This is a genomic window from Pseudomonas sp. GW821-FHT07F05 (genome assembly GCF_059418765.1).
Window position 1 is genome coordinate 269,246 of sequence record NZ_JBWKQL010000003.1, and the last position, 19,644, is coordinate 288,889.

Below are 19,644 nucleotides of genomic sequence, written 5' to 3' on the forward strand. Positions count from 1 at the left end.
GCTCTTATTTCGAGTTCCGTTATCCAGTCTTTTGTGATATAAAATGCGCCGCTTTACGGGGTCTGCCCCGAAAGCTCTAACCCACACACGTGTCGACACGATGACCTGGGTGCCTTCGGCTCAAGCCGCTGGTTGGTCATTGGGATACGTGGAGGCCTAACCCGACTTATCAAGGAACTATCATGTCCCAAGTCAACATGCGCGATATGCTGAAGGCCGGTGTGCACTTCGGTCACCAGACCCGTTACTGGAACCCGAAAATGGGTAAATACATTTTCGGCGCGCGCAACAAGATCCACATCATCAACCTTGAAAAAACCCTGCCTATGTTCAACGAAGCTCTGACTTTCGTTGAGCGCCTGGCTCAGGGCAAAAACAAGATCCTGTTCGTCGGCACCAAGCGTTCCGCTGGCAAGATCGTCGCTGAAGAAGCAGCACGTTGCGGTTCGCCGTACGTCGATCACCGCTGGTTGGGCGGCATGCTGACCAACTTCAAGACCATCCGCGCTTCCATCAAACGTCTGCGTGATCTTGAAATCCAGGCAGAAGACGGCACTTTCACCAAGCTGACCAAGAAAGAGGCGCTGATGCGTACTCGCGATCTGGAAAAGCTGGATCGTAGCCTGGGTGGTATCAAGGACATGGGCGGTCTGCCAGACGCTCTGTTCGTTATCGACGTTGATCACGAGCGCATCGCGATCACCGAAGCCAACAAGCTGGGTATCCCGGTCATCGGCGTTGTCGACACCAACAGCAGCCCTGAAGGCGTTGACTACATCATCCCGGGCAACGACGACGCAATCCGCGCCATCCAGTTGTACATGGGTTCGATGGCTGACGCTGTGATCCGTGGTCGCAACAACAATGCTGGCGGCACCGACGTTTACGCTGAAGAAGCTCCAGCGGCAACTGTTGAAGGCTGAGTAACAAACGCCTGGCGTTGACTCAGTACGCAAAAAGGGGGCTTGGCCCCCTTTTTGCCACCTCGAAAACCATCTGACGTTGCCATCGATCTTATTGTCATGTGCAGCAGTCACCATGGATTTTCAAGAATTTGAACGCCCGTCTTGCGGGTGGAATGGTTGAAGACCTATCCAAGAGGATTTTGAAATGGCAGAGATTACTGCAGCGTTGGTCAAAGAACTGCGCGAGCGTACCGGCGAAGGCATGATGGATTGCAAAAAGGCCTTGACCAAGGCTGGCGGCGACATCGAAAAAGCCATCGACGATATGCGTGCTTCGGGCGCAATCAAGGCAGCCAAGAAAGCAGGCAACGTTGCTGCTGAAGGCGCCATCTCCATCAAGGACGACGGCAAAGCTGCTGTCCTGATCGAAGTCAACTCCCAGACCGACTTCCTGGCTCTGCAGGACGACTTCAAGGCATTCGTCGCTAAAAGCGTCGAGAAAGCCTTCGCTGACAAGCTGACCACCGTTGAGCCTCTGGTTGAAGCGATGGAAGCTGATCGTCTGGTGCTGGTCGGCAAGGTTGGCGAGAACGTCAACATCCGTCGTCTGGCGCGCATCGAAGGCGACGTGCTGGGTTCGTACCTGCACGGCAACAAGATCGGCGTGGTTGTCGTCCTCAAGGGCGGCGATGCAGAGCTGGCGAAAGACATCGCCATGCACGTAGCAGCGACCAACCCTGAGTTCCTGCTGCCGTCGGACGTTTCGCCAGAAGCGATCGAACGCGAGAAGAATGTCTTCATGCAGTTGAACGAAGACAAGCTGAAAGGCAAGCCTGCTGAAATCGCCGAGAAGATGGTTGGCGGTCGTATCAGCAAGTTCCTGGCGGAAGCGAGCCTGGTTGAGCAAGCGTTCGTCAAGAACCCGGAAATCAAGGTCGGTGAACTGGCCAAGAAAGCCGGCGCTGAAATCGTTTCCTTTACCTACTTCAAAGTGGGCGAAGGCATCGAGAAGCCAGTCGACAACTTCGCTGAAGAAGTCGCTGCTCAAGTAGCTGCAAGCAAGCAATAAGACGGTTTTCCAACTGTCGCCCCGAAGAGGCTGCCCGCTAACGCGCGCAGCCTCTTTGTCAAAGCGGTACGCGGAATTGTTATTGCTGCACTGAATTTGTTTTTGCAGGGGGCTGGGCCTACGAGGCTGCATTTCCCTGAAGCAGTGACCTAGAGTTAGCGCAGGCCGAAAACGGCCCGCAACTCGAACGATTTTTTTCAAACGCCGCAGGAGAGATTCGCAATGGCTCAGCAGGGCAGTGGCTATCAAGCTCGCTATAAACGCATTCTACTCAAGCTCAGCGGCGAGGCCCTGATGGGGTCGGAAGAGTTCGGCATCGACCCCAAGGTGCTGGATCGCATGGCGCTGGAAGTCGGTCAACTGGTCGGCATCGGTGTTCAGGTCGGTCTGGTCATCGGCGGCGGCAACCTGTTCCGCGGCGCAGCGCTGAGCGCGGCCGGCATGGATCGGGTCACGGGCGACCACATGGGCATGCTGGCCACCGTGATGAATGCGCTCGCCATGCGTGACGCGCTGGAGCGGGCCAACATCTCGGCCATCGTGATGTCAGCCATTTCCATGGTGGGCGTTACTGATCACTACGACCGGCGCAAGGCCATGCGTCACCTGAATGCCAAGGAAGTCGTGATCTTCGCGGCCGGTACCGGCAATCCGTTCTTCACCACGGATTCCGCAGCGTGTCTGCGCGCGATCGAGATCGACGCTGATGTCGTGCTGAAAGCAACCAAGGTCGATGGTGTGTACACTGCCGATCCATTCAAGGACCCGCATGCCGAGAAGTTCGATCGTCTGACCTATGACGAAGTGCTGGATCGCAAGCTGGGTGTGATGGATCTGACAGCCATCTGTCTGTGTCGTGACCACAAGATGCCACTGCGTGTCTTCAATATGAACAAGCCCGGCGCCCTGCTGAACATTGTGCATGGCGGCGCGGAAGGTACTTTGATCGAGGAAGGCGAACAATGATCAACGAAATCAAGAAAGACGCTCAAGAGCGGATGAAGAAATCCCTTGAGTCCCTGGCCCATGCATTCGGCCAGATCCGTACCGGCAAGGCGCACCCGAGCATTCTCGGCAGCGTGATGGTGCCGTACTACGGTTCCGACACTCCGTTGAGCGGCGTCGCCAACGTGACCGTGAAGGACTCCCGTACGCTGCAGGTCGTGGCGTTCGAGCGCAACATGCTGTCTGCAGTCGACAAAGCGATTCAGAGCGCTGGCCTGAACCTCAACCCGACCAACCTGGGCGAGATGCTGTTGATCTCCATGCCTGCCTTGACGGAAGAGACCCGCAAGGGGTTCACCAAGCAGGCTCGCAGCGCCGCCGAAGACGCCCGCGTTGCCGTGCGTAACATCCGCCGTGACGCGTTGGGTGAACTGAAGAAGCTGGTCAAGGACAAGGAAATCAGCGAAGACGAAGAGCGCCGCGCCGCTGCCGACATCCAGAAGCTGACGGACAAGGCTGAGGCGGACATCGACGCCGCGACCAAGTCCAAAGAAGCGGACCTGATGGCCGTATAAGGGCCGGGAAGCTTTCATGGATAAGACAAAGCTGGCTGCGCCGGCATCGGTGCCGCGTCATGTCGCGATCATCATGGATGGGAACAACCGCTGGGCCAAGAAGCGCCTGCTGCCCGGTGTAGCAGGCCACAAGGCCGGCGTCGACGCTGTTCGTGCGGTGATTGAAGTCTGCGCCGAGGCCAAGGTCGAGGTGCTGACCTTGTTCGCGTTTTCCAGCGAGAACTGGCAGCGCCCGGCGGAAGAAGTCGGCGCGCTGATGGAGTTGTTTTTCACGGCGCTGCGTCGCGAGACCAAGCGCCTGAACGAGAACGGCATCAGCCTGCGCATCATCGGCGACCGTTCGCGGTTTCATCCCGAGCTGCAGGCTGCCATCCGCGAAGCCGAGCAGCGTACGGCTGAGAACAGCCGCTTCGTCCTGCAGATCGCCGCCAACTACGGCGGTCAGTGGGATATCGCTCAGGCTGCGCAGCGGCTGGCCCGTGAAGTTCAGGCCGGCCATCTGCGCCCGGAGGACATCACTCCGGAGCTGCTGCAAACGTGCCTGGCCACCGGCGACCTGCCGTTGCCCGACCTCTGCATCCGCACGGGCGGCGAGCACCGCATCAGCAATTTCCTGCTGTGGCAGCTGGCCTATGCCGAGCTGTATTTCTCCGACCTGTTCTGGCCGGACTTCAAACACGATGCCATGCGCACTGCGCTGGCCGATTTCGCTTCTCGCCAACGCCGCTTCGGGAAAACCAGCGAGCAGGTAGAAGCTGGAGCCCGCGCTTAATGCTCAAACAACGAATCATCACTGCGCTGATCCTTGCGCCGCTGGCCCTGTGCGGCTTCTTTCTGCTGGCAGGCGGCAGCTTCGCGTTGTTCATCGGCGCGGTCGTCGTACTCGGCGCCTGGGAATGGGCGCGTCTTTCCGGCTTCGAAGCCCAATCGGCCCGCGTTCTGTACGCCGTGGTGGTCGCTGCGCTGCTGTTTCTGTTGTACCTGCTACCCGACCTCGCGCCCTGGTTGCTGGTGGCGGCGCTGATCTGGTGGCTGGTGGCAACCTGGCTGGTGCTCACCTATCCCGAGTCCAGCGAGCATTGGTCCAGTGCCCTCTGCAAACTGCTGATCGGTTTGCTGATATTGCTGCCGGCCTGGCAGGGCCTGGTGCTGATCAAGCAGATGCCGCTGGGCAACTGGCTGATCCTGTCGGTGATGATTCTGGTGTGGGGTGCCGACATCGGCGCCTACTTCTCCGGCAAAGCATTCGGCAAGCGCAAGCTGGCCCCGAAAGTTAGCCCGGGTAAAAGTTGGGAAGGTCTCTACGGCGGTTTGGCGGCGTGTCTGCTGATCACGGCGGCGGTGGGCGTCTATCGCGGCTGGTCGCTGAGCGAAATCATCTTCGCTTTGGTGTGCGCGGCGATTGTCGTGCTCATTTCGGTCGTCGGTGATCTCACCGAGAGCATGTTCAAGCGCAAATCCGGGGTCAAGGACAGCAGCGACCTGCTGCCGGGCCACGGTGGTGTGCTGGATCGCATCGACAGCCTGACTGCCGCCATTCCGGTGTTCGCCTTGCTGCTCTGGGCCGCCAAAGACTGGGGCGTGATGTGAGTACGCCTCAGCTCATTACCGTGCTCGGCGCAACGGGCTCGGTGGGTTTGAGCACGCTCGACGTCATCGCGCGGCATCCGGCGCGTTATCAAGTGTTTGCCCTGACGGGGTACACGCGCCTGGCCGAGCTGTTGGCGTTGTGCGTTCGCCATACCCCGCAGTTTGCCGTAGTGCCGACGACGGCCGCCGCCCGCCAGTTGCAGGACGACCTGCGCGCAGCCGGTCTCGATACCCGCGTGCTCGTGGGGGAGGGCGGTCTCTGCGAAGTGTCTGCTCACCCTCTGGTGGATACCGTGCTGGCCGCCATCGTCGGTGCCGCCGGTTTGCGCCCGACCCTTGCCGCTGTTGAGGCGGGCAAGAAAGTTCTGCTGGCCAACAAGGAAGCGCTGGTCATGTCCGGCGCCCTGTTCATGCAGGCTGTTCGCCGCAGTGGCACGGTACTGCTGCCGCTCGACAGCGAGCATAACGCGATCTTCCAGTGCCTGCCCCGTGATTACGAAAGTGGTCTCGAGAAGGTCGGCGTCAGACGCATTCTGCTGACCGCATCCGGTGGCCCGTTCCGTCAGACACCGCTCGCCGAGCTGGAGCACGTCTCCCCGGATCAGGCCTGTGCCCATCCGAACTGGTCCATGGGTCGCAAGATTTCCGTCGATTCAGCCAGCATGATGAACAAGGGCCTCGAGCTGATCGAAGCCTGCTGGCTGTTCGACACGACGCCTGCGCGGATTGAGGTGGTGATTCACCCTCAGAGCGTGATCCATTCAATGGTCGATTACGTCGACGGCTCGGTGCTGGCGCAGTTGGGTAATCCCGACATGCGCACGCCGATTGCCCACGCGCTGGCCTGGCCCGAGCGCATCGACTCGGGCGTCGCGCCGCTGGATCTGTTCAGCATCGCGCGACTGGACTTCGAAGCACCGGACGAAGTGCGCTTCCCATGCCTGCGTCTGGCGCGGCAAGCTGCCGAGGCGGGTGACAGTGCGCCTGCGGTTCTGAACGCAGCCAATGAAGTCGCGGTCGCTGCGTTTCTGGACAAGCGCATTCGCTATCCGGAAATCGCGAGTATGATCGACGAGGTTCTGAACCTTGAGCCTGTCGTCGCCGTGTCCGAGCTGGAGACAGTGTTCGAGATCGACGCACGTGCCCGCGCGTTGGCCGAGCAGTGGCTCGGTCGCAATGGTCGCTAGGTGGTCGGTTCAGGCAGTCGTGTTTTTGATGATTTGCATGCAATGTGGGCTTCAACGCACCGCTAGATCGGTACCCGGAGAGCAGCGATGAGCGCGCTATATATGATTGTCGGCACCCTGGTTGCGCTGGGCGTGCTGGTGACGTTCCACGAGTTCGGTCACTTCTGGGTGGCGCGTCGCTGTGGCGTCAAGGTCCTGCGTTTCTCGGTGGGCTTCGGCATGCCGCTGCTGCGCTGGCGTGATCGCAAGGGCACCGAGTATGTCGTGGCGGCGATTCCCCTCGGCGGCTACGTGAAAATGCTCGACGAACGGGAGGGCGACGTTCCCCCCGAGCTGGCTGACCAGTCCTTTAACCGCAAGTCGGTTTATCAGCGCATCGCCATCGTGATTGCCGGCCCGGTCGCCAACTTTTTGCTGGCGATTGTATTTTTCTGGGTACTCGCCATGCTGGGCAGCCAGCAGGTTCGGCCCGTCGTAGGCGGTGTCGAGCCAGGCAGTATTGCAGAGAAGGCCGGGCTCAGTTCCGGTCAGGAAATCGTCTCGGTTGATGGCGAGGCCGTTACCGGATGGGCGGGTGTGAACCTGCAACTGGTGCGTCGCCTGGGTGAGAGCGGCAGCATCGCATTGAAGGTTCGCGAGCAGGGTTCTGACGTGGAAACCCCACGTTCGCTGGTGCTCAACGACTGGCTCAAGGGCGCAGCTGAGCCGGACCCGATTCGTTCGCTGGGTATTAGACCGTGGCGTCCGGCGCTACCGCCGGTGCTGGCAGAGCTCGATCCGAAAGGCCCCGCACAAACCGCCGGGCTGAAAACCGGCGACCGACTGCTGGCACTTAATAACGAGCCTGTCGACGAATGGCAAAAGGTCGTGGACTGGGTTCGTGTCCATCCCGATACGCGGATTTCGGTGCGCGTCGAGCGTGATGGCGCACAGCTTGAGGTGCCTGTCGATTTGGTGACACGTGGCGAGGGCACCACGGCGACCGGGTATCTCGGTGCCGGCGTGAAAGGCGTGGATTGGCCGCCGGAGATGTTGCGCGAGGTCAGCTATGGCCCTGTAGCCGCCGTCGCAGAAGGCGCGCGGCGTACCTGGACCATGAGCGTGCTGACCCTCGATTCGCTGAAGAAAATGTTGTTCGGCGAGCTCTCGGTAAAAAACTTGAGCGGACCGATAACCATTGCTAAAGTGGCGGGCGCTTCGGCCCAGTCAGGCGTAGGTGACTTCCTGAATTTCCTCGCTTATCTGAGCATAAGCCTGGGCGTTCTCAATTTGCTGCCCATACCAGTGCTGGATGGGGGGCACTTGCTGTTTTATCTGATCGAGTGGGCGCGTGGTCGACCACTGTCGGAGAAGGTGCAGGGCTGGGGGGTTCAGATCGGTATCAGTCTGGTGGTTGGAGTGATGTTGCTCGCACTGGTCAACGATCTGGGACGACTGTAAAAGCTACGCCGAATTGTGAATCTGCCGCATTTTGCGGCAGTTTGTTTATTGCCAGTTGGAATAAGAAAGGACTTCATGAAACGTCTGCTGCTAACTGCGGTTCTTGCCGTACTGATGATCGCCGAAGTTCACGCCGAGTCCTTCACTATCTCCGATATCCGGGTCAACGGTCTGCAGCGGGTTTCCGCCGGCAGCGTGTTTGGCGCGCTGCCGTTGAACGTGGGTGAGCAGGCCGATGATGGGCGTCTTGTCGACGCAACTCGCGCGCTGTTCAAAACCGGATTTTTCCAGGACATCCAGCTGGGCCGCGACGGTAACGTCCTGGTCATCACAGTTGTGGAGCGTCCGTCGGTCTCGAGTATCGAAATCGAAGGCAACAAAGCGATCACCACTGAGGACCTGATGAAAGGTCTGAAGCAGTCCGGTCTGGCCGAAGGCGAAATCTTTCAGCGCGCTACGCTGGAAGGCGTCCGCAACGAGCTGCAACGTCAGTACGTTGCCCAGGGCCGCTATTCTGCAGAAGTCGCCACCGAAGTCGTGCCGCAGCCGCGTAACCGTGTGGGTCTGAAGATCAACATCAACGAGGGCGCAGTTGCCGCCATCCAGCACATCAACGTGGTGGGTAACTCGGTCTTCCCTGAAGACGATCTGGTCGATCTGTTCGAACTGAAAACCACCAACTGGCTTTCCTTCTTCAAGAACGACGACAAGTACGCCCGTGAGAAACTCTCCGGCGACCTGGAACGTCTGCGTTCGTACTACCTCGACCGCGGCTATATCAACATGGATATCGCCTCGACCCAGGTATCCATCACGCCCGACAAGAAAAGCGTGTACATCACCGTCAACATTCATGAAGGCGAGAAGTACAGCGTCAAGTCGGTCAAGCTGAGCGGTGACCTCAAGGTCCCTGAAGATCAGGTCAAATCGCTGCTGCTGGTCAAGCCGGGCCAGGTGTTCTCCCGCAAGGTGATGACCACCACCTCCGAGCTCATCACCCGCCGTCTGGGTAACGAGGGTTACACCTTCGCCAACGTCAACGGTGTGCCGACGCCGAACGATGAAGACCACACCGTCGATATCACTTTCGTCGTTGATCCGGGCAAGCGTGCTTACGTCAACCGTATCAACTTCCGTGGCAACACCAAGACAGCGGACGAAGTGCTGCGTCGTGAAATGCGCCAGATGGAAGGCGGCTGGGCTTCCACTTACCTGATCGACCAGTCCAAGACCCGTCTTGACCGTCTGGGCTTCTTCAAGGAAGTGAACGTTGAAACGCCTGCGGTGCCTGGCACTGACGATCAGGTTGACGTGAACTACGCCGTTGAAGAGCAGGCGTCCGGTTCGATCACCGCCAGTGTCGGCTTTGCGCAGAGCGCCGGTCTGATCCTGGGTGGTTCCATCAGCCAGAACAACTTCCTGGGTACGGGTAACAAGGTCACCATTGGTTTGACCAAAAGTGAATACCAGACCCGCTACAACTTCAGCTACGTCGATCCGTATTTCACGCCAGACGGTGTGAGCCTTGGTTACAGCGCGTTCTACCGCAAGACCGACTACGACGACCTCGACGTCGACGTGGCGAGCTACTCGGTTGACAGCCTGGGTGCCGGTATCAACATGGGCTACCCGATCAGCGAGACTTCTCGCCTGAACTTCGGCCTGTCGGTACAGAAGGATGAACTGAGCACCGGTAAGTACACCGTTGACGAGATCTTTGACTTCATCGAGAAAGAGGGCGACAGCTTCACCAACTTCAAGGCATCGGTGGGCTGGTCCGAATCGACGCTGAACAAAGGCACACTGCCGACCCGTGGTAGCTCCCAGAGCCTGACGCTGGAAACGACTATTCCGGGCAGCGACCTGTCGTTCTACAAACTTGATTATCGCGGTCAGCTGTTCCACCCGATCACCAATAACTACACCCTGCGTCTGCACTCGGAACTGGGTTATGGCGACGGTTACGGCTCGACTTCCGGTCTGCCGTTCTACGAGAACTACTACGCCGGTGGCTTCAACTCGGTTCGGGGCTTCAAGGACAGCACGCTGGGCCCGCGCAGTACACCAAGTCGTAGTCTTGAGAACGGCGGTAAGCCAGGGACCATTGCTGACCCGGATCAAGACCCGCTGCCGTTCGGTGGTAACGTTCTGATCACTGGCGGTGCCGAGATCCTGTTCCCGCTGCCGTTCATCAAGGACCAGCGTTCGCTGCGTACCTCGATCTTCTGGGATGTGGGTAACACCTTTAACACCAACTGCGGTCCCCAAAAAACTACGACCGATGGTCAGAAGGTTCAGTGCAACGGCCCCGATCTGTCCGGCCTTGCAAGCTCCGTCGGTGTTGGCGTGACATGGGTCACTGCGTTGGGTCCGTTGAGTTTTGCCCTGGCGATGCCGGTCAAGAAACCGGACGACAGCACCGAAACCCAGGTCTTCCAATTCTCTCTCGGTCAGACCTTCTAAGGGTCTGATCACTGCTAACGACAACGGATTCTGTAGGAGTTACATCGTGCGTAAGTTGACCCAATTGGCATTGCTGGCAACGGTTCTGATCGCAGGCCCGGCATTTGCTGACATGAAAATCGCAGTACTGAACTACCAGATGGCCCTGCTCGAATCCGATGCAGCCAAACGGTACGCGGTGGATGCAGAGAAGAAATTCGGTCCTCAGCTGACCAAGCTGAAAGCGCTGGAAAGCAGCGCCAAAGGCATTCAGGATCGTCTGGTTGCTGGTGGCGACAAGATGGCCCAGCCTGAGCGCGAGCGTCTGGAACTGGACTTCAAGCAAAAAGCCCGTGACTTCCAGTTCCAGTCCAAAGAACTGAACGAAGCCAAGGCTGTTGCTGACCGCGACATGCTCAAGCAACTCAAGCCGAAGCTGGACCAGGCGGTAGAAGAAGTCATCAAGAAAGGCGGCTTTGACCTGGTGTTCGAGCGCGGTGCCGTGATTGACGTCAAGCCGCAATACGACGTCACTCGCCAGGTTATCGAGCGCATGAATCAGCTGAAGTAAGTTAATGACCGCGACCATCACACTCGGCCAATTGGCCGAGTTCCTCGGCGCCACCCTGCGTGGCCCGGCGGACAAGCAAATCACAGGACTGGCAACCTTGCAGGAAGCCGGTCCTGATCAGGTCAGCTTTCTGGCCAATCCTAAGTACCGAAAATTCCTCGCGACCACCCAGGCCGCTGCCGTGCTGCTCAAGCCGGCGGATGCTGAAGGGTATGCCGCTGATGCATTGCTGGTGCCTGATCCGTATCTGGCCTACGCCCGTATTTCCCATCTGTTCGATCCCAAGCCCAAGGCTGCCGTCGGTGTACACCCGACCGCCGTGGTAGCGCCGGATGCGTTCGTCGACCCGGCGGCCAGCGTTGGCGCTTATGCGGTCATCGAAAGCGGCGCGCGGATTGCGGCCGGTGTGACCATTGGCGCCCATTGCTTCATCGGCGCTCGCAGCGTGATTGGCGAGGGCGGCTGGCTTGCCCCGCGCGTCACGCTGTATCACGACGTCCGTATCGGGCAGCGGGTGGTCATCCAGTCCGGTGCGGTGCTGGGAGGTGAAGGTTTTGGTTTTGCCAACGAGAAAGGCGTCTGGCAGAAGATCGCGCAGATTGGCGGTGTGACCATCGGTGACGATGTCGAGATTGGCGTGAACACCGCCATCGACCGCGGCGCCATGGATGACACCCGCATCGGCAATGGCGTAAAGCTGGATAACCAGATTCAGATCGCTCACAACGTCCAGATCGGCGACCACACGGCCATGGCCGCGTGCGTCGGCATCTCGGGCAGCGCGAAGATCGGCAAGCATTGCATGCTCGCAGGCGGTGTCGGGCTGGTGGGCCATATCGAGATCTGCGACGGGGTTTTCGTCACCGGCATGACCATGGTCACCCGGTCGATCACCGAGCCTGGATCGTATTCTTCGGGGACGGCGATGCAGCCGGCGGCGGAGTGGCGCAAGAGCGCGGCACGAATGCGTCATCTCGATGACATGGCGCGACGTCTGCAGCATCTGGAAAAGATTGTCGAGGCAGTGACCTCAGGCGGTAAAGCTTCATCTGATGGCTGATACTTTTTTCTTATCAAGCGTGCACAGCCGATAAACTGCCTCCTTGATTTGCTAGAGGAGTGACGCGCGTTAGTCGCGCCCTCCCACTCTTTACTACAGGCTTCCCTTCGAAATGATGGACATCAACGAAATCCGTGAATATCTGCCGCACCGTTACCCGTTCCTGCTTGTGGACCGTGTGGTGGAGCTGGATGTCGAGACCAAGAGCATTCGTGCCTACAAGAATGTCAGCATCAACGAGCCTTTCTTCAACGGTCACTTTCCTCAGCACCCCATCATGCCGGGCGTGCTGATCATTGAGGCCATGGCTCAAGCGGCCGGCATCCTGGGCTTCAAGATGCTCGATGTGAAGCCTGCCGACGGCACCCTGTATTACTTCGTCGGTTCCGACAAACTGCGCTTTCGCCAGCCCGTGCTGCCGGGTGATCAGTTGATCCTCGAAGCGAAATTCCTGAGCTGCAAGCGTCAGATCTGGAAGTTCGAATGCCAGGCATCGGTAGATGGCAAGCCGGTCTGCTCGGCTGAAATCATCTGTGCGGAACGCAAACTATGAGTTTGATTGACTCTCGCGCAATCATCGATCCGACGGCCGTGCTGGCCGACAATGTGGAGGTCGGCCCGTGGTCGATCGTCGGACCTGGTGTGGAAATCGGCGAGGGTACAGTGATCGGACCGCATGTGATCCTGCGCGGCCCGACCAAAATCGGCAAACACAACCACATCTACCAGTTTTCCTCGGTAGGTGAGGACACGCCTGATCTGAAATACAAAGGTGAAGCGACACGTCTGGTGATCGGTGACCACAACGTCATCCGTGAAGGCGTGACCATCCACCGTGGCACCATTCAAGACCGCGCCGAAACCACCCTCGGTGATCACAACCTGATCATGGCCTACGCGCACATTGGTCATGACAGCGTCATCGGCAATCACTGCATTCTGGTCAACAACACCGCACTGGCCGGCCATGTGCACGTGGATGACTGGGCCATTCTGTCGGGCTTCACCCTGGTGCATCAGTATTGCCATATCGGCGCGCACAGTTTTTCCGGCATGGGCACGGCCATCGGCAAGGACGTTCCGGCGTTCGTCACCGTGTTCGGCAACCCGGCCGAAGCCCGCAGCATGAACTTCGAAGGCATGCGCCGTCGCGGCTTCTCCGAGGAAGCGATCCATGCGCTGCGCCGCGCCTACAAGACCGTTTACCGTCAGGGCCTGACCGTGGAGCAGGCGATCGTCGAGCTGAGCGAACCCGCTGCGCAGTTCCCTGAAGTCGAGCTGTTCCTCAAGTCCATCCAGTCTTCGACTCGCGGCATCACCCGCTGACCATGGCCCGCTTGCGTATTGCGCTGGTGGCCGGAGAGGCCTCCGGCGACATTCTCGGCTCCGGCTTGATGCGTGCAATCAAGGCGCGGCATCCGGACGCCGAATTCATCGGTGTCGGCGGGCCGCTCATGGAAGCCCAAAGCATGACGTCGTATTTTCCGATGGAGCGCCTGTCGGTCATGGGCCTCGTGGAAGTGCTGGGCCGTCTGAAGGAGCTGCTCGCCCGTCGCAAGTTGCTGATTCAGACCCTCATCGACGAAAAGCCCGACGTGTTCATCGGCATTGATGCGCCGGATTTCACCCTCAATATCGAGCTCAAACTGCGTCAGGCCGGGATCAAGACCGTTCATTACGTCAGCCCGTCCGTATGGGCGTGGCGGCAGAAGCGTGTTCTGAAGATCCGCGAAGGCTGCGACCTGATGCTGACGTTGCTGCCGTTCGAAGCCCGTTTCTATGAAGAGCAAGGTGTGCCAGTGCGTTTCGTCGGGCATCCGTTGGCCGACACCATTCCACTGCAGGCGGATCAACTGGCGGCGCGCGCCGAACTTGGCCTGGGCGAAGGCCCGGTGGTCGCGTTGATGCCGGGCAGTCGCGGTGGTGAAGTCGGGCGTCTCGGTGCGCTGTTTTTCGACGCGGCCGAACGCCTTCTCGCCGCGCGTCCCGACATCCGTTTCGTGCTGCCCTGTGCCAGCCCTCAACGCCGTGAGCAGATCGAACAACTGCTGCAAGAGCGCGATCTTCCACTGACGTTGCTCGACGGCCGGTCCCACGTAGCGTTGGCAGCCTGCAATGCCGTGCTGATCGCTTCCGGGACCGCGACCCTCGAAGCGCTGCTGTACAAACGACCGATGGTGGTTGCCTATCGTCTGGCACCACTGACCTACTGGATACTCAAGCGGATGGTGAAAAGCCCGTACGTGTCGCTGCCGAATTTGCTGGCCCAGCGCTTGCTGGTTCCGGAGCTTCTGCAGGACGCGGCGACCGCCGAGGCCCTGGCGCAGACGCTGTTGCCGTTGCTGGAAAACGGCGACGCACAGACGGCCGGCTTCGACGCGATTCACCGAACCTTGCGTCGCGATGCTTCCAATCAGGCCGCCGAAGCGGTGCTGAACCTGATTGGCGCAACGCCTTCACAATGAGCAGGCAATCAATGCAAATGGGTCTGGACTTCAATCTTGTCGAGGATCTGGTCGCCGGTGTCGACGAAGTCGGTCGCGGCCCACTGTGTGGCGCCGTGGTCACTGCGGCGGTCATTCTTGACCCCAAGCGCCCGATTCTGGGCCTGAACGATTCGAAGAAACTCACCGAAGCCAAGCGCGAAAGACTGTTCGACGAGATCTGCGAGAAGGCGTTGTGCTGGCACATCGCGCGGGCTGAAGTCGAAGAGATCGACGAGCTGAATATTCTTCACGCCACCATGCTGGCGATGAAGCGTGCGGTAGAAGGCTTGATCATCACGCCGAAACTGGCGCTGATCGACGGCAACCGCTGCCCGCAGCTGTCGGTGCCCAGCGCGCCTGTCATTCAGGGTGACGCCCATGTGCCGGCCATTGCCGCCGCGTCGATTCTGGCCAAGGTCAGTCGCGACCGGGAAATGGCGCGCATGGAGCTGCTCTATCCGGGCTACGGCATTGGCGGCCACAAGGGTTATCCCACGGCCGTGCACCTTGAGGCCCTGGCGCGTTTGGGTCCGACGCCCATTCACCGGCGCTCCTTCGGCCCGGTCCGTCAGGCCTGGGCGGCGCGGGACATGATGGTCTCCACCGGCTTCATGTCGCTGCCGCTCAGTTGATCGCGGGCTGATGTTTTTCTGAATGGCCGGTACAATCCGGCCTTCGTTTTTTCTGCACCATAGGATCAACCATGCCGGCTTCTTTCGTTCATCTACGCCTGCACACCGAATACTCCCTCGTTGATGGTCTGGTCCGTGTAAAACCCTTGGTCAAGGCGCTCACGGCCATGAACATGCCGGCCGTGGCGGTGACCGACCAACACAACATGTGTTCGTTGGTGAAGTTCTATAAAGCCGCCATGGGTGCGGGGATCAAGCCGATCTGCGGCGCCGACATCTGGCTGGCGGGGCGTGATCGCGATGCACCGCTCAGCCGTCTGAGCCTGCTGGTGATGAACCCCAAAGGCTACCTGAACCTCACCGAACTGATTTCCCGTGGCTTCATGCATGGCCAGCGCAATGGCCTGGTCGTCATCGAGCGGGAGTGGGTCGCCGAAGCCAGCGAAGGGCTGATTGCCCTGTCTGCGGCGAAGGAAGGCGAGATCGGCATGGCCCTGCTCGGTGGCAATCCGGCCGAAGCCGACGAGCTGCTGAAAGAGTGGCTGACGGTTTTCCCGGACCGCTTCTACATCGAAGTCCAGCGCACCAACCGCATCAACGACGAAGAACACCTGCACGCCGCCGTTGCCCTGGCCGAGCGCCATGGCGTGCCGCTGGTGGCCAGCAACGACGTGCGTTTCATCAAGCAGGAAGATTTCGAAGCCCACGAAACCCGCGTGTGCATCGGCGAAGGCCGGGCGCTGGACGATCCGCGCCGCTCGCACAACTACAGCGATCAGCAGTACCTGAAGAGCGCGGAGGAGATGGCTGAGCTGTTCAGCGATCTGCCGGACGCCCTCGCCAACACCGTCGAGATCGCCAAGCGTTGCAATATCGACGTCAAGCTGGGCACGCACTTTCTGCCCAACTTCCCGATCCCCGATGGCATGACCATCGACGAGTATTTCCGCAAGGTGTCGTTCGAGGGCCTGGAAGAGCGCCTCGCGGTGCTTTGGCCGAAAGAGACCACGCCGGACTACGAGGCCAAGCGCCAGGTCTACGTCGACCGCCTGAATTTCGAGCTGGATATCATCATCCAGATGGGCTTCCCCGGTTACTTCCTGATCGTGATGGACTTCATCCAGTGGGCCAAGAATAACGGCGTGCCGGTGGGTCCGGGCCGGGGGTCGGGTGCCGGCTCGCTGGTGGCCTATGTGCAGAAGATCACCGACCTCGACCCGCTGCAATACGACCTGCTGTTCGAACGTTTCCTCAACCCCGAGCGGGTCTCCATGCCCGACTTCGACGTCGACTTCTGCATGGACGGTCGCGACCGGGTCATCGAGTACGTGGCCGAGAAATACGGCCGCAACGCGGTCAGCCAGATCATCACCTTCGGTTCCATGGCCGCGAAGGCCGTGGTCCGTGACGTGGCGCGGGTACAGGGCAAGTCCTACGGATTGGCCGATCGTCTGTCGAAGATGATCCCCTTCGAAGTCGGCATGACCCTGGAAAAGGCCTACGAGCAGGAAGAGATTCTGCGCGACTTCCTCAAGGTGGACGAAGAAGCGGCAGAAATCTGGGAGATGGCGCGCAAGCTCGAAGGCGTTGTGCGTAACGTCGGCAAGCACGCCGGTGGTGTGGTTATCGCGCCGACCAAGCTGACTGACTTCTCGGCGATCTACTGCGATGAAGAGGGCGGCGGCCTGGTCACCCAGTTCGACAAGGATGACGTCGAGGCAGCCGGTCTGGTGAAGTTCGACTTCCTCGGACTGCGTACCCTGACCATCATCGACTGGGCGCTGAAGACGATTAACCGCGACCGCGCCAAGGTCGACGAAGAGCCCCTCGACATTGCGTTCATCCCGCTGGATGACATGCCGACCTACGAGCTGCTCCAGCGCGCTGAAACCACGGCCGTGTTCCAGCTTGAATCCCGTGGCATGAAAGAGCTGATCAAAAAGCTCAAGCCCGACTGCCTGGAAGACTTGATCGCACTGGTGGCGCTGTTCCGTCCCGGCCCGTTGCAATCGGGCATGGTTGACGACTTCATCAACCGCAAGCACGGCCGTGCCGAGCTGTCGTACCCCCACGTCGATTACCAGTACGAAGGCCTCAAGCCGGTGCTTGCGCCAACGTACGGCATCATCCTGTATCAGGAACAGGTGATGCAGATTGCCCAGGTCATGGCCGGCTACACCCTCGGCGGTGCTGACATGCTGCGTCGGGCGATGGGCAAGAAGAAGCCCGAAGAGATGGCCAAGCAGCGCGGCGGTTTCATCGAGGGCTGCAAGACCAACAATATCGACCCGGACCTGGCCGGTAACATTTTCGACCTGGTAGAGAAGTTCGCCGGTTACGGCTTCAACAAGTCGCACTCGGCGGCCTACGGGCTGGTGTCGTACCAGACCGCCTGGCTCAAGCGTCACTACCCGGCGCCGTTCATGGCAGCGGTGCTTTCAGCGGATATGCACAACACCGACAAGGTCGTGACCTTGATTGAAGAAGTGCGGATCATGAAGCTGCGCCTTGATGCGCCGGACGTGAACAACTCTGAATTCAAGTTCACCGTGAACGACGACGGCCGTATCGTCTATGGCCTCGGCGCGATCAAGGGTGTGGGCGAAGGCCCGGTGGAAGCCATCACCGAAGCGCGACAGGAAGGCCCGTTCGCCGACCTGTTCGATTTCTGCGCCCGCATCGACCTCAAGCGCGTCAACAAGCGCACCCTCGACGGCCTGATTCGCAGCGGTGCGCTGGACCGGCTGGGCCCGTTCTTCTATGACGAGCCAAAACAGTATCAAGCCAATATCGACCGTAACCGCGGCGTCCTGTTGGCCGCGCTCGAAGAAGCCATTCAGGCGGCCGAGCAGACCGCGCGCAGTCACGACAGCGGCCATGCCGATCTCTTCGGCGGCCTGTTCGTCGAAGCCGACGCCGACGTGTACGCGAACCATCGCAGCGCCAAAGAGGTCACGCTCAAGGAGCGGCTGCGTGGGGAGAAAGAAACCCTGGGCCTGTACCTGACCGGGCATCCGATCGATGAATACGAAGGCGAGATCCGCCGGTTCGCGCGTCAGCGCATCGTCGATCTGAAGCCCTCGCGGGAAACCCAGACCATCGCCGGCCTGATCATCGCGCTGCGGGTGATGAAGAACAAAAAGGGCGACAAGATGGGCTTCATCACCCTGGACGACCGTTCGGGGCGTATCGAAGCGTCGCTGTTTGCCGATTCGTTCCAGGCTGCCCAGTCGCTGCTGCAGACCGACGCGATGGTGGTGGTGGAAGGGGAGGTCAGCACCGACGATTTCTCCGGCGGCCTGCGGTTGCGGGCCAAACGGGTGATGAGCCTGGAAGAGGCGCGCACCGGGCTGGCAGAGAGTCTGCGCCTGAACGTGCGTGCCGAAGCGCTCAAGGGCGATCGGCTACGCTGGCTGGGCGAGCTGTGCAAGAAGCATCGCGGCGCGTGCCCGATCACCCTCGACTACACCGGGCAGGAAGCCAAGGCACTGCTGCAGTTCGGCGAAGCGTGGCGGATCGATCCCGCGGACAGCCTGATTCAGGCGCTGCGTGACCAGTTCGGACGAGAGAACGTCTTCCTGCAGTATCGCTGACACCGATCAGCTCAACATTTGTGACTCGACACTTTAAACTCGACCGAAAGGCGCCCGCTCCATTAAGGTAGGGCGCTTATCGGATCAACCGGCCGGCCTCTTGGCCGTCGACCCAAGACGGATGCCTATGAACCCGAATTTTCTGGATTTCGAACAGCCGATTGCTGACCTGCAAGCCAAGATTGAAGAGCTGCGTCTGGTAGGCAATGACAACTCGCTGAACATCGGCGACGAAATCTCTCGACTGCAAGAGAAGAGCAATACGCTCACCGAAAGCATTTTCGGCAACCTGACCAGTTGGCAGATCGCGCGCATGGCGCGTCATCCGCGTCGTCCGTACACGCTGGACTACATTCAACACATCTTCACCGAGTTCGACGAGCTGCATGGCGATCGCCACTTCTCCGACGACGCTGCCATCGTCGGCGGCATTGCCCGCCTGAACGAGCAGCCGGTGATGGTGATCGGTCATCAGAAAGGCCGCGAAGTGCGCGAGAAGGTTCGCCGCAACTTCGGCATGCCGCGTCCTGAAGGCTACCGCAAGGCCTGCCGCCTGATGGAAATGGCCGAGCGCTTCAAAATGCCGATCCTGACCTTCATCGACACGCCGGGCGCTTATCCTGGCATCGACGCCGAAGAGCGTAACCAGAGCGAAGCCATCGCCTGGAACCTGCGGGTCATGGCGCGCCTGAAGACCCCGATCATTGCCACCGTGATAGGCGAAGGCGGTTCGGGCGGCGCACTGGCCATTGGCGTGTGCGATCAACTGAACATGCTGCAGTACTCGACTTACGCGGTGATCTCGCCGGAAGGCTGTGCTTCCATCCTGTGGAAAACCGCCGAAAAGGCGCCGGATGCGGCCGAAGCGATGGGCATTACTGCCGAGCGTTTGAAGGGCTTGGGCATCGTTGACAAGGTGATCAGCGAGCCTCTGGGTGGCGCGCACCGTGATCCGGCCGCTGCCGCTGCATTGATCCGCGAAGAATTGAGCAGCCAACTGAGCATGCTCCAGAAGTTCGATAACGATGCGCTGCTGGCCCGTCGTTACGACCGCCTGATGAGCTATGGCCTTTAACCGGACCGTTCTGCAACAGGAGCGTCACCGAACCCGGTGATGCTCACCGGTCCGGCGAGCTTTAAGCAGGGTTA

At 59.9% G+C, this 19,644-nt stretch carries 17 protein-coding genes; all 17 read left to right on the top strand.

From position 1 onward, the window contains the following. Window positions 1-182: 182 nt before the first annotated feature. Window positions 183-923, top strand: coding sequence for a 30S ribosomal protein S2 (rpsB, locus tag AC07RO_RS09000; protein WP_037014262.1), 741 nt, complete (start codon window positions 183-185; stop codon window positions 921-923). Between the two features lie 187 nt (window positions 924-1,110). Further along, window positions 1,111-1,974, top strand: a complete 864-nt coding sequence (gene tsf / locus AC07RO_RS09005; RefSeq protein ID WP_122537362.1) for a translation elongation factor Ts — start codon at window positions 1,111-1,113, stop codon at window positions 1,972-1,974. Window positions 1,975-2,196: 222 nt separating this feature from the next. Next, window positions 2,197-2,940, top strand: a complete 744-nt coding sequence (gene pyrH, locus AC07RO_RS09010) for a UMP kinase (protein WP_037014256.1) — start codon at window positions 2,197-2,199, stop codon at window positions 2,938-2,940. Continuing rightward, window positions 2,937-3,494, top strand: a complete 558-nt coding sequence (gene frr, locus AC07RO_RS09015) for a ribosome recycling factor (protein WP_065989845.1) — start codon at window positions 2,937-2,939, stop codon at window positions 3,492-3,494. Before pyrH ends, frr begins: the two co-directional genes overlap by 4 nt. Before the next feature lie 16 nt (window positions 3,495-3,510). Next, window positions 3,511-4,266, top strand: coding sequence for a polyprenyl diphosphate synthase (gene uppS / locus AC07RO_RS09020; protein ID WP_074891303.1), 756 nt, complete (start codon window positions 3,511-3,513; stop codon window positions 4,264-4,266). Further along, window positions 4,266-5,084, top strand: a complete 819-nt coding sequence (locus tag AC07RO_RS09025) for a phosphatidate cytidylyltransferase (RefSeq protein ID WP_495085863.1) — start codon at window positions 4,266-4,268, stop codon at window positions 5,082-5,084. Before uppS ends, AC07RO_RS09025 begins: the two co-directional genes overlap by 1 nt. Continuing rightward, window positions 5,081-6,271: a 1-deoxy-D-xylulose-5-phosphate reductoisomerase gene (gene ispC / locus AC07RO_RS09030; RefSeq protein WP_265386918.1), complete on the top strand. Its 1,191-nt coding sequence runs from the start codon at window positions 5,081-5,083 to the stop codon at window positions 6,269-6,271. Before AC07RO_RS09025 ends, ispC begins: the two co-directional genes overlap by 4 nt. Window positions 6,272-6,358: 87 nt before the next feature. Then, on the top strand, window positions 6,359-7,711 hold the full coding sequence (gene rseP, locus AC07RO_RS09035) for an RIP metalloprotease RseP (RefSeq protein WP_192170828.1): 1,353 nt from the start codon (window positions 6,359-6,361) through the stop codon (window positions 7,709-7,711). Between the two features lie 75 nt (window positions 7,712-7,786). Then, entirely contained in the window at window positions 7,787-10,174 is a 2,388-nt protein-coding gene (gene bamA / locus AC07RO_RS09040; protein ID WP_495085864.1) for an outer membrane protein assembly factor BamA, read from the top strand. Between the two features lie 46 nt (window positions 10,175-10,220). Then, complete coding sequence (locus AC07RO_RS09045) at window positions 10,221-10,724, top strand: OmpH/Skp family outer membrane protein (protein WP_037014235.1); 504 nt, start codon at window positions 10,221-10,223, stop codon at window positions 10,722-10,724. Between the two features lie 4 nt (window positions 10,725-10,728). Then, window positions 10,729-11,784, top strand: coding sequence for a UDP-3-O-(3-hydroxymyristoyl)glucosamine N-acyltransferase (lpxD, locus tag AC07RO_RS09050; RefSeq protein WP_495085865.1), 1,056 nt, complete (start codon window positions 10,729-10,731; stop codon window positions 11,782-11,784). Between the two features lie 112 nt (window positions 11,785-11,896). After that, window positions 11,897-12,337, top strand: a complete 441-nt coding sequence (gene fabZ / locus AC07RO_RS09055; RefSeq protein ID WP_037014232.1) for a 3-hydroxyacyl-ACP dehydratase FabZ — start codon at window positions 11,897-11,899, stop codon at window positions 12,335-12,337. Next, on the top strand, window positions 12,334-13,110 hold the full coding sequence (gene lpxA, locus AC07RO_RS09060; protein WP_192170831.1) for an acyl-ACP--UDP-N-acetylglucosamine O-acyltransferase: 777 nt from the start codon (window positions 12,334-12,336) through the stop codon (window positions 13,108-13,110). Before fabZ ends, lpxA begins: the two co-directional genes overlap by 4 nt. A gap of 2 nt (window positions 13,111-13,112) precedes the next feature. Continuing rightward, window positions 13,113-14,249 carry a lipid-A-disaccharide synthase gene (gene lpxB / locus AC07RO_RS09065; protein ID WP_495085866.1) on the top strand — a complete coding sequence of 379 codons (1,137 nt, stop codon included), beginning with the start codon at window positions 13,113-13,115 and terminating at the stop codon, window positions 14,247-14,249. Window positions 14,250-14,260: 11 nt separating this feature from the next. Then, a complete protein-coding gene (rnhB, locus tag AC07RO_RS09070) occupies window positions 14,261-14,902 on the top strand; it encodes a ribonuclease HII (RefSeq protein WP_122622967.1) in 642 nt (213 codons plus the stop codon). A 71-nt stretch (window positions 14,903-14,973) separates the two neighbouring features. Further along, window positions 14,974-18,495, top strand: coding sequence for a DNA polymerase III subunit alpha (gene dnaE / locus AC07RO_RS09075; RefSeq protein ID WP_495085867.1), 3,522 nt, complete (start codon window positions 14,974-14,976; stop codon window positions 18,493-18,495). A 127-nt stretch (window positions 18,496-18,622) separates the two neighbouring features. Further along, entirely contained in the window at window positions 18,623-19,570 is a 948-nt protein-coding gene (locus tag AC07RO_RS09080; RefSeq protein WP_172610979.1) for an acetyl-CoA carboxylase carboxyltransferase subunit alpha, read from the top strand. Window positions 19,571-19,644: the final 74 nt, after the last annotated feature.

What these genes read in the sequence shown, in the direction of transcription:
- bamA (WP_495085864.1), top strand. Translation starts at nt 7,787, where the DNA reads ATGAAACGTCTGCTGCTAACTGCGGTTCTTGCCGTACTGATGATCGCC.
- rseP (WP_192170828.1), top strand. Translation starts at nt 6,359, where the DNA reads ATGAGCGCGCTATATATGATTGTCGGCACCCTGGTTGCGCTGGGCGTG.
- AC07RO_RS09080 (WP_172610979.1), top strand. Translation starts at nt 18,623, where the DNA reads ATGAACCCGAATTTTCTGGATTTCGAACAGCCGATTGCTGACCTGCAA.
- lpxA (WP_192170831.1), top strand. Translation starts at nt 12,334, where the DNA reads ATGAGTTTGATTGACTCTCGCGCAATCATCGATCCGACGGCCGTGCTG.
- tsf (WP_122537362.1), top strand. Translation starts at nt 1,111, where the DNA reads ATGGCAGAGATTACTGCAGCGTTGGTCAAAGAACTGCGCGAGCGTACC.
- uppS (WP_074891303.1), top strand. Translation starts at nt 3,511, where the DNA reads ATGGATAAGACAAAGCTGGCTGCGCCGGCATCGGTGCCGCGTCATGTC.
- lpxB (WP_495085866.1), top strand. Translation starts at nt 13,113, where the DNA reads ATGGCCCGCTTGCGTATTGCGCTGGTGGCCGGAGAGGCCTCCGGCGAC.
- frr (WP_065989845.1), top strand. Translation starts at nt 2,937, where the DNA reads ATGATCAACGAAATCAAGAAAGACGCTCAAGAGCGGATGAAGAAATCC.
- rpsB (WP_037014262.1), top strand. Translation starts at nt 183, where the DNA reads ATGTCCCAAGTCAACATGCGCGATATGCTGAAGGCCGGTGTGCACTTC.
- lpxD (WP_495085865.1), top strand. Translation starts at nt 10,729, where the DNA reads ATGACCGCGACCATCACACTCGGCCAATTGGCCGAGTTCCTCGGCGCC.
- fabZ (WP_037014232.1), top strand. Translation starts at nt 11,897, where the DNA reads ATGATGGACATCAACGAAATCCGTGAATATCTGCCGCACCGTTACCCG.
- dnaE (WP_495085867.1), top strand. Translation starts at nt 14,974, where the DNA reads ATGCCGGCTTCTTTCGTTCATCTACGCCTGCACACCGAATACTCCCTC.
- rnhB (WP_122622967.1), top strand. Translation starts at nt 14,261, where the DNA reads ATGCAAATGGGTCTGGACTTCAATCTTGTCGAGGATCTGGTCGCCGGT.
- pyrH (WP_037014256.1), top strand. Translation starts at nt 2,197, where the DNA reads ATGGCTCAGCAGGGCAGTGGCTATCAAGCTCGCTATAAACGCATTCTA.
- AC07RO_RS09025 (WP_495085863.1), top strand. Translation starts at nt 4,266, where the DNA reads ATGCTCAAACAACGAATCATCACTGCGCTGATCCTTGCGCCGCTGGCC.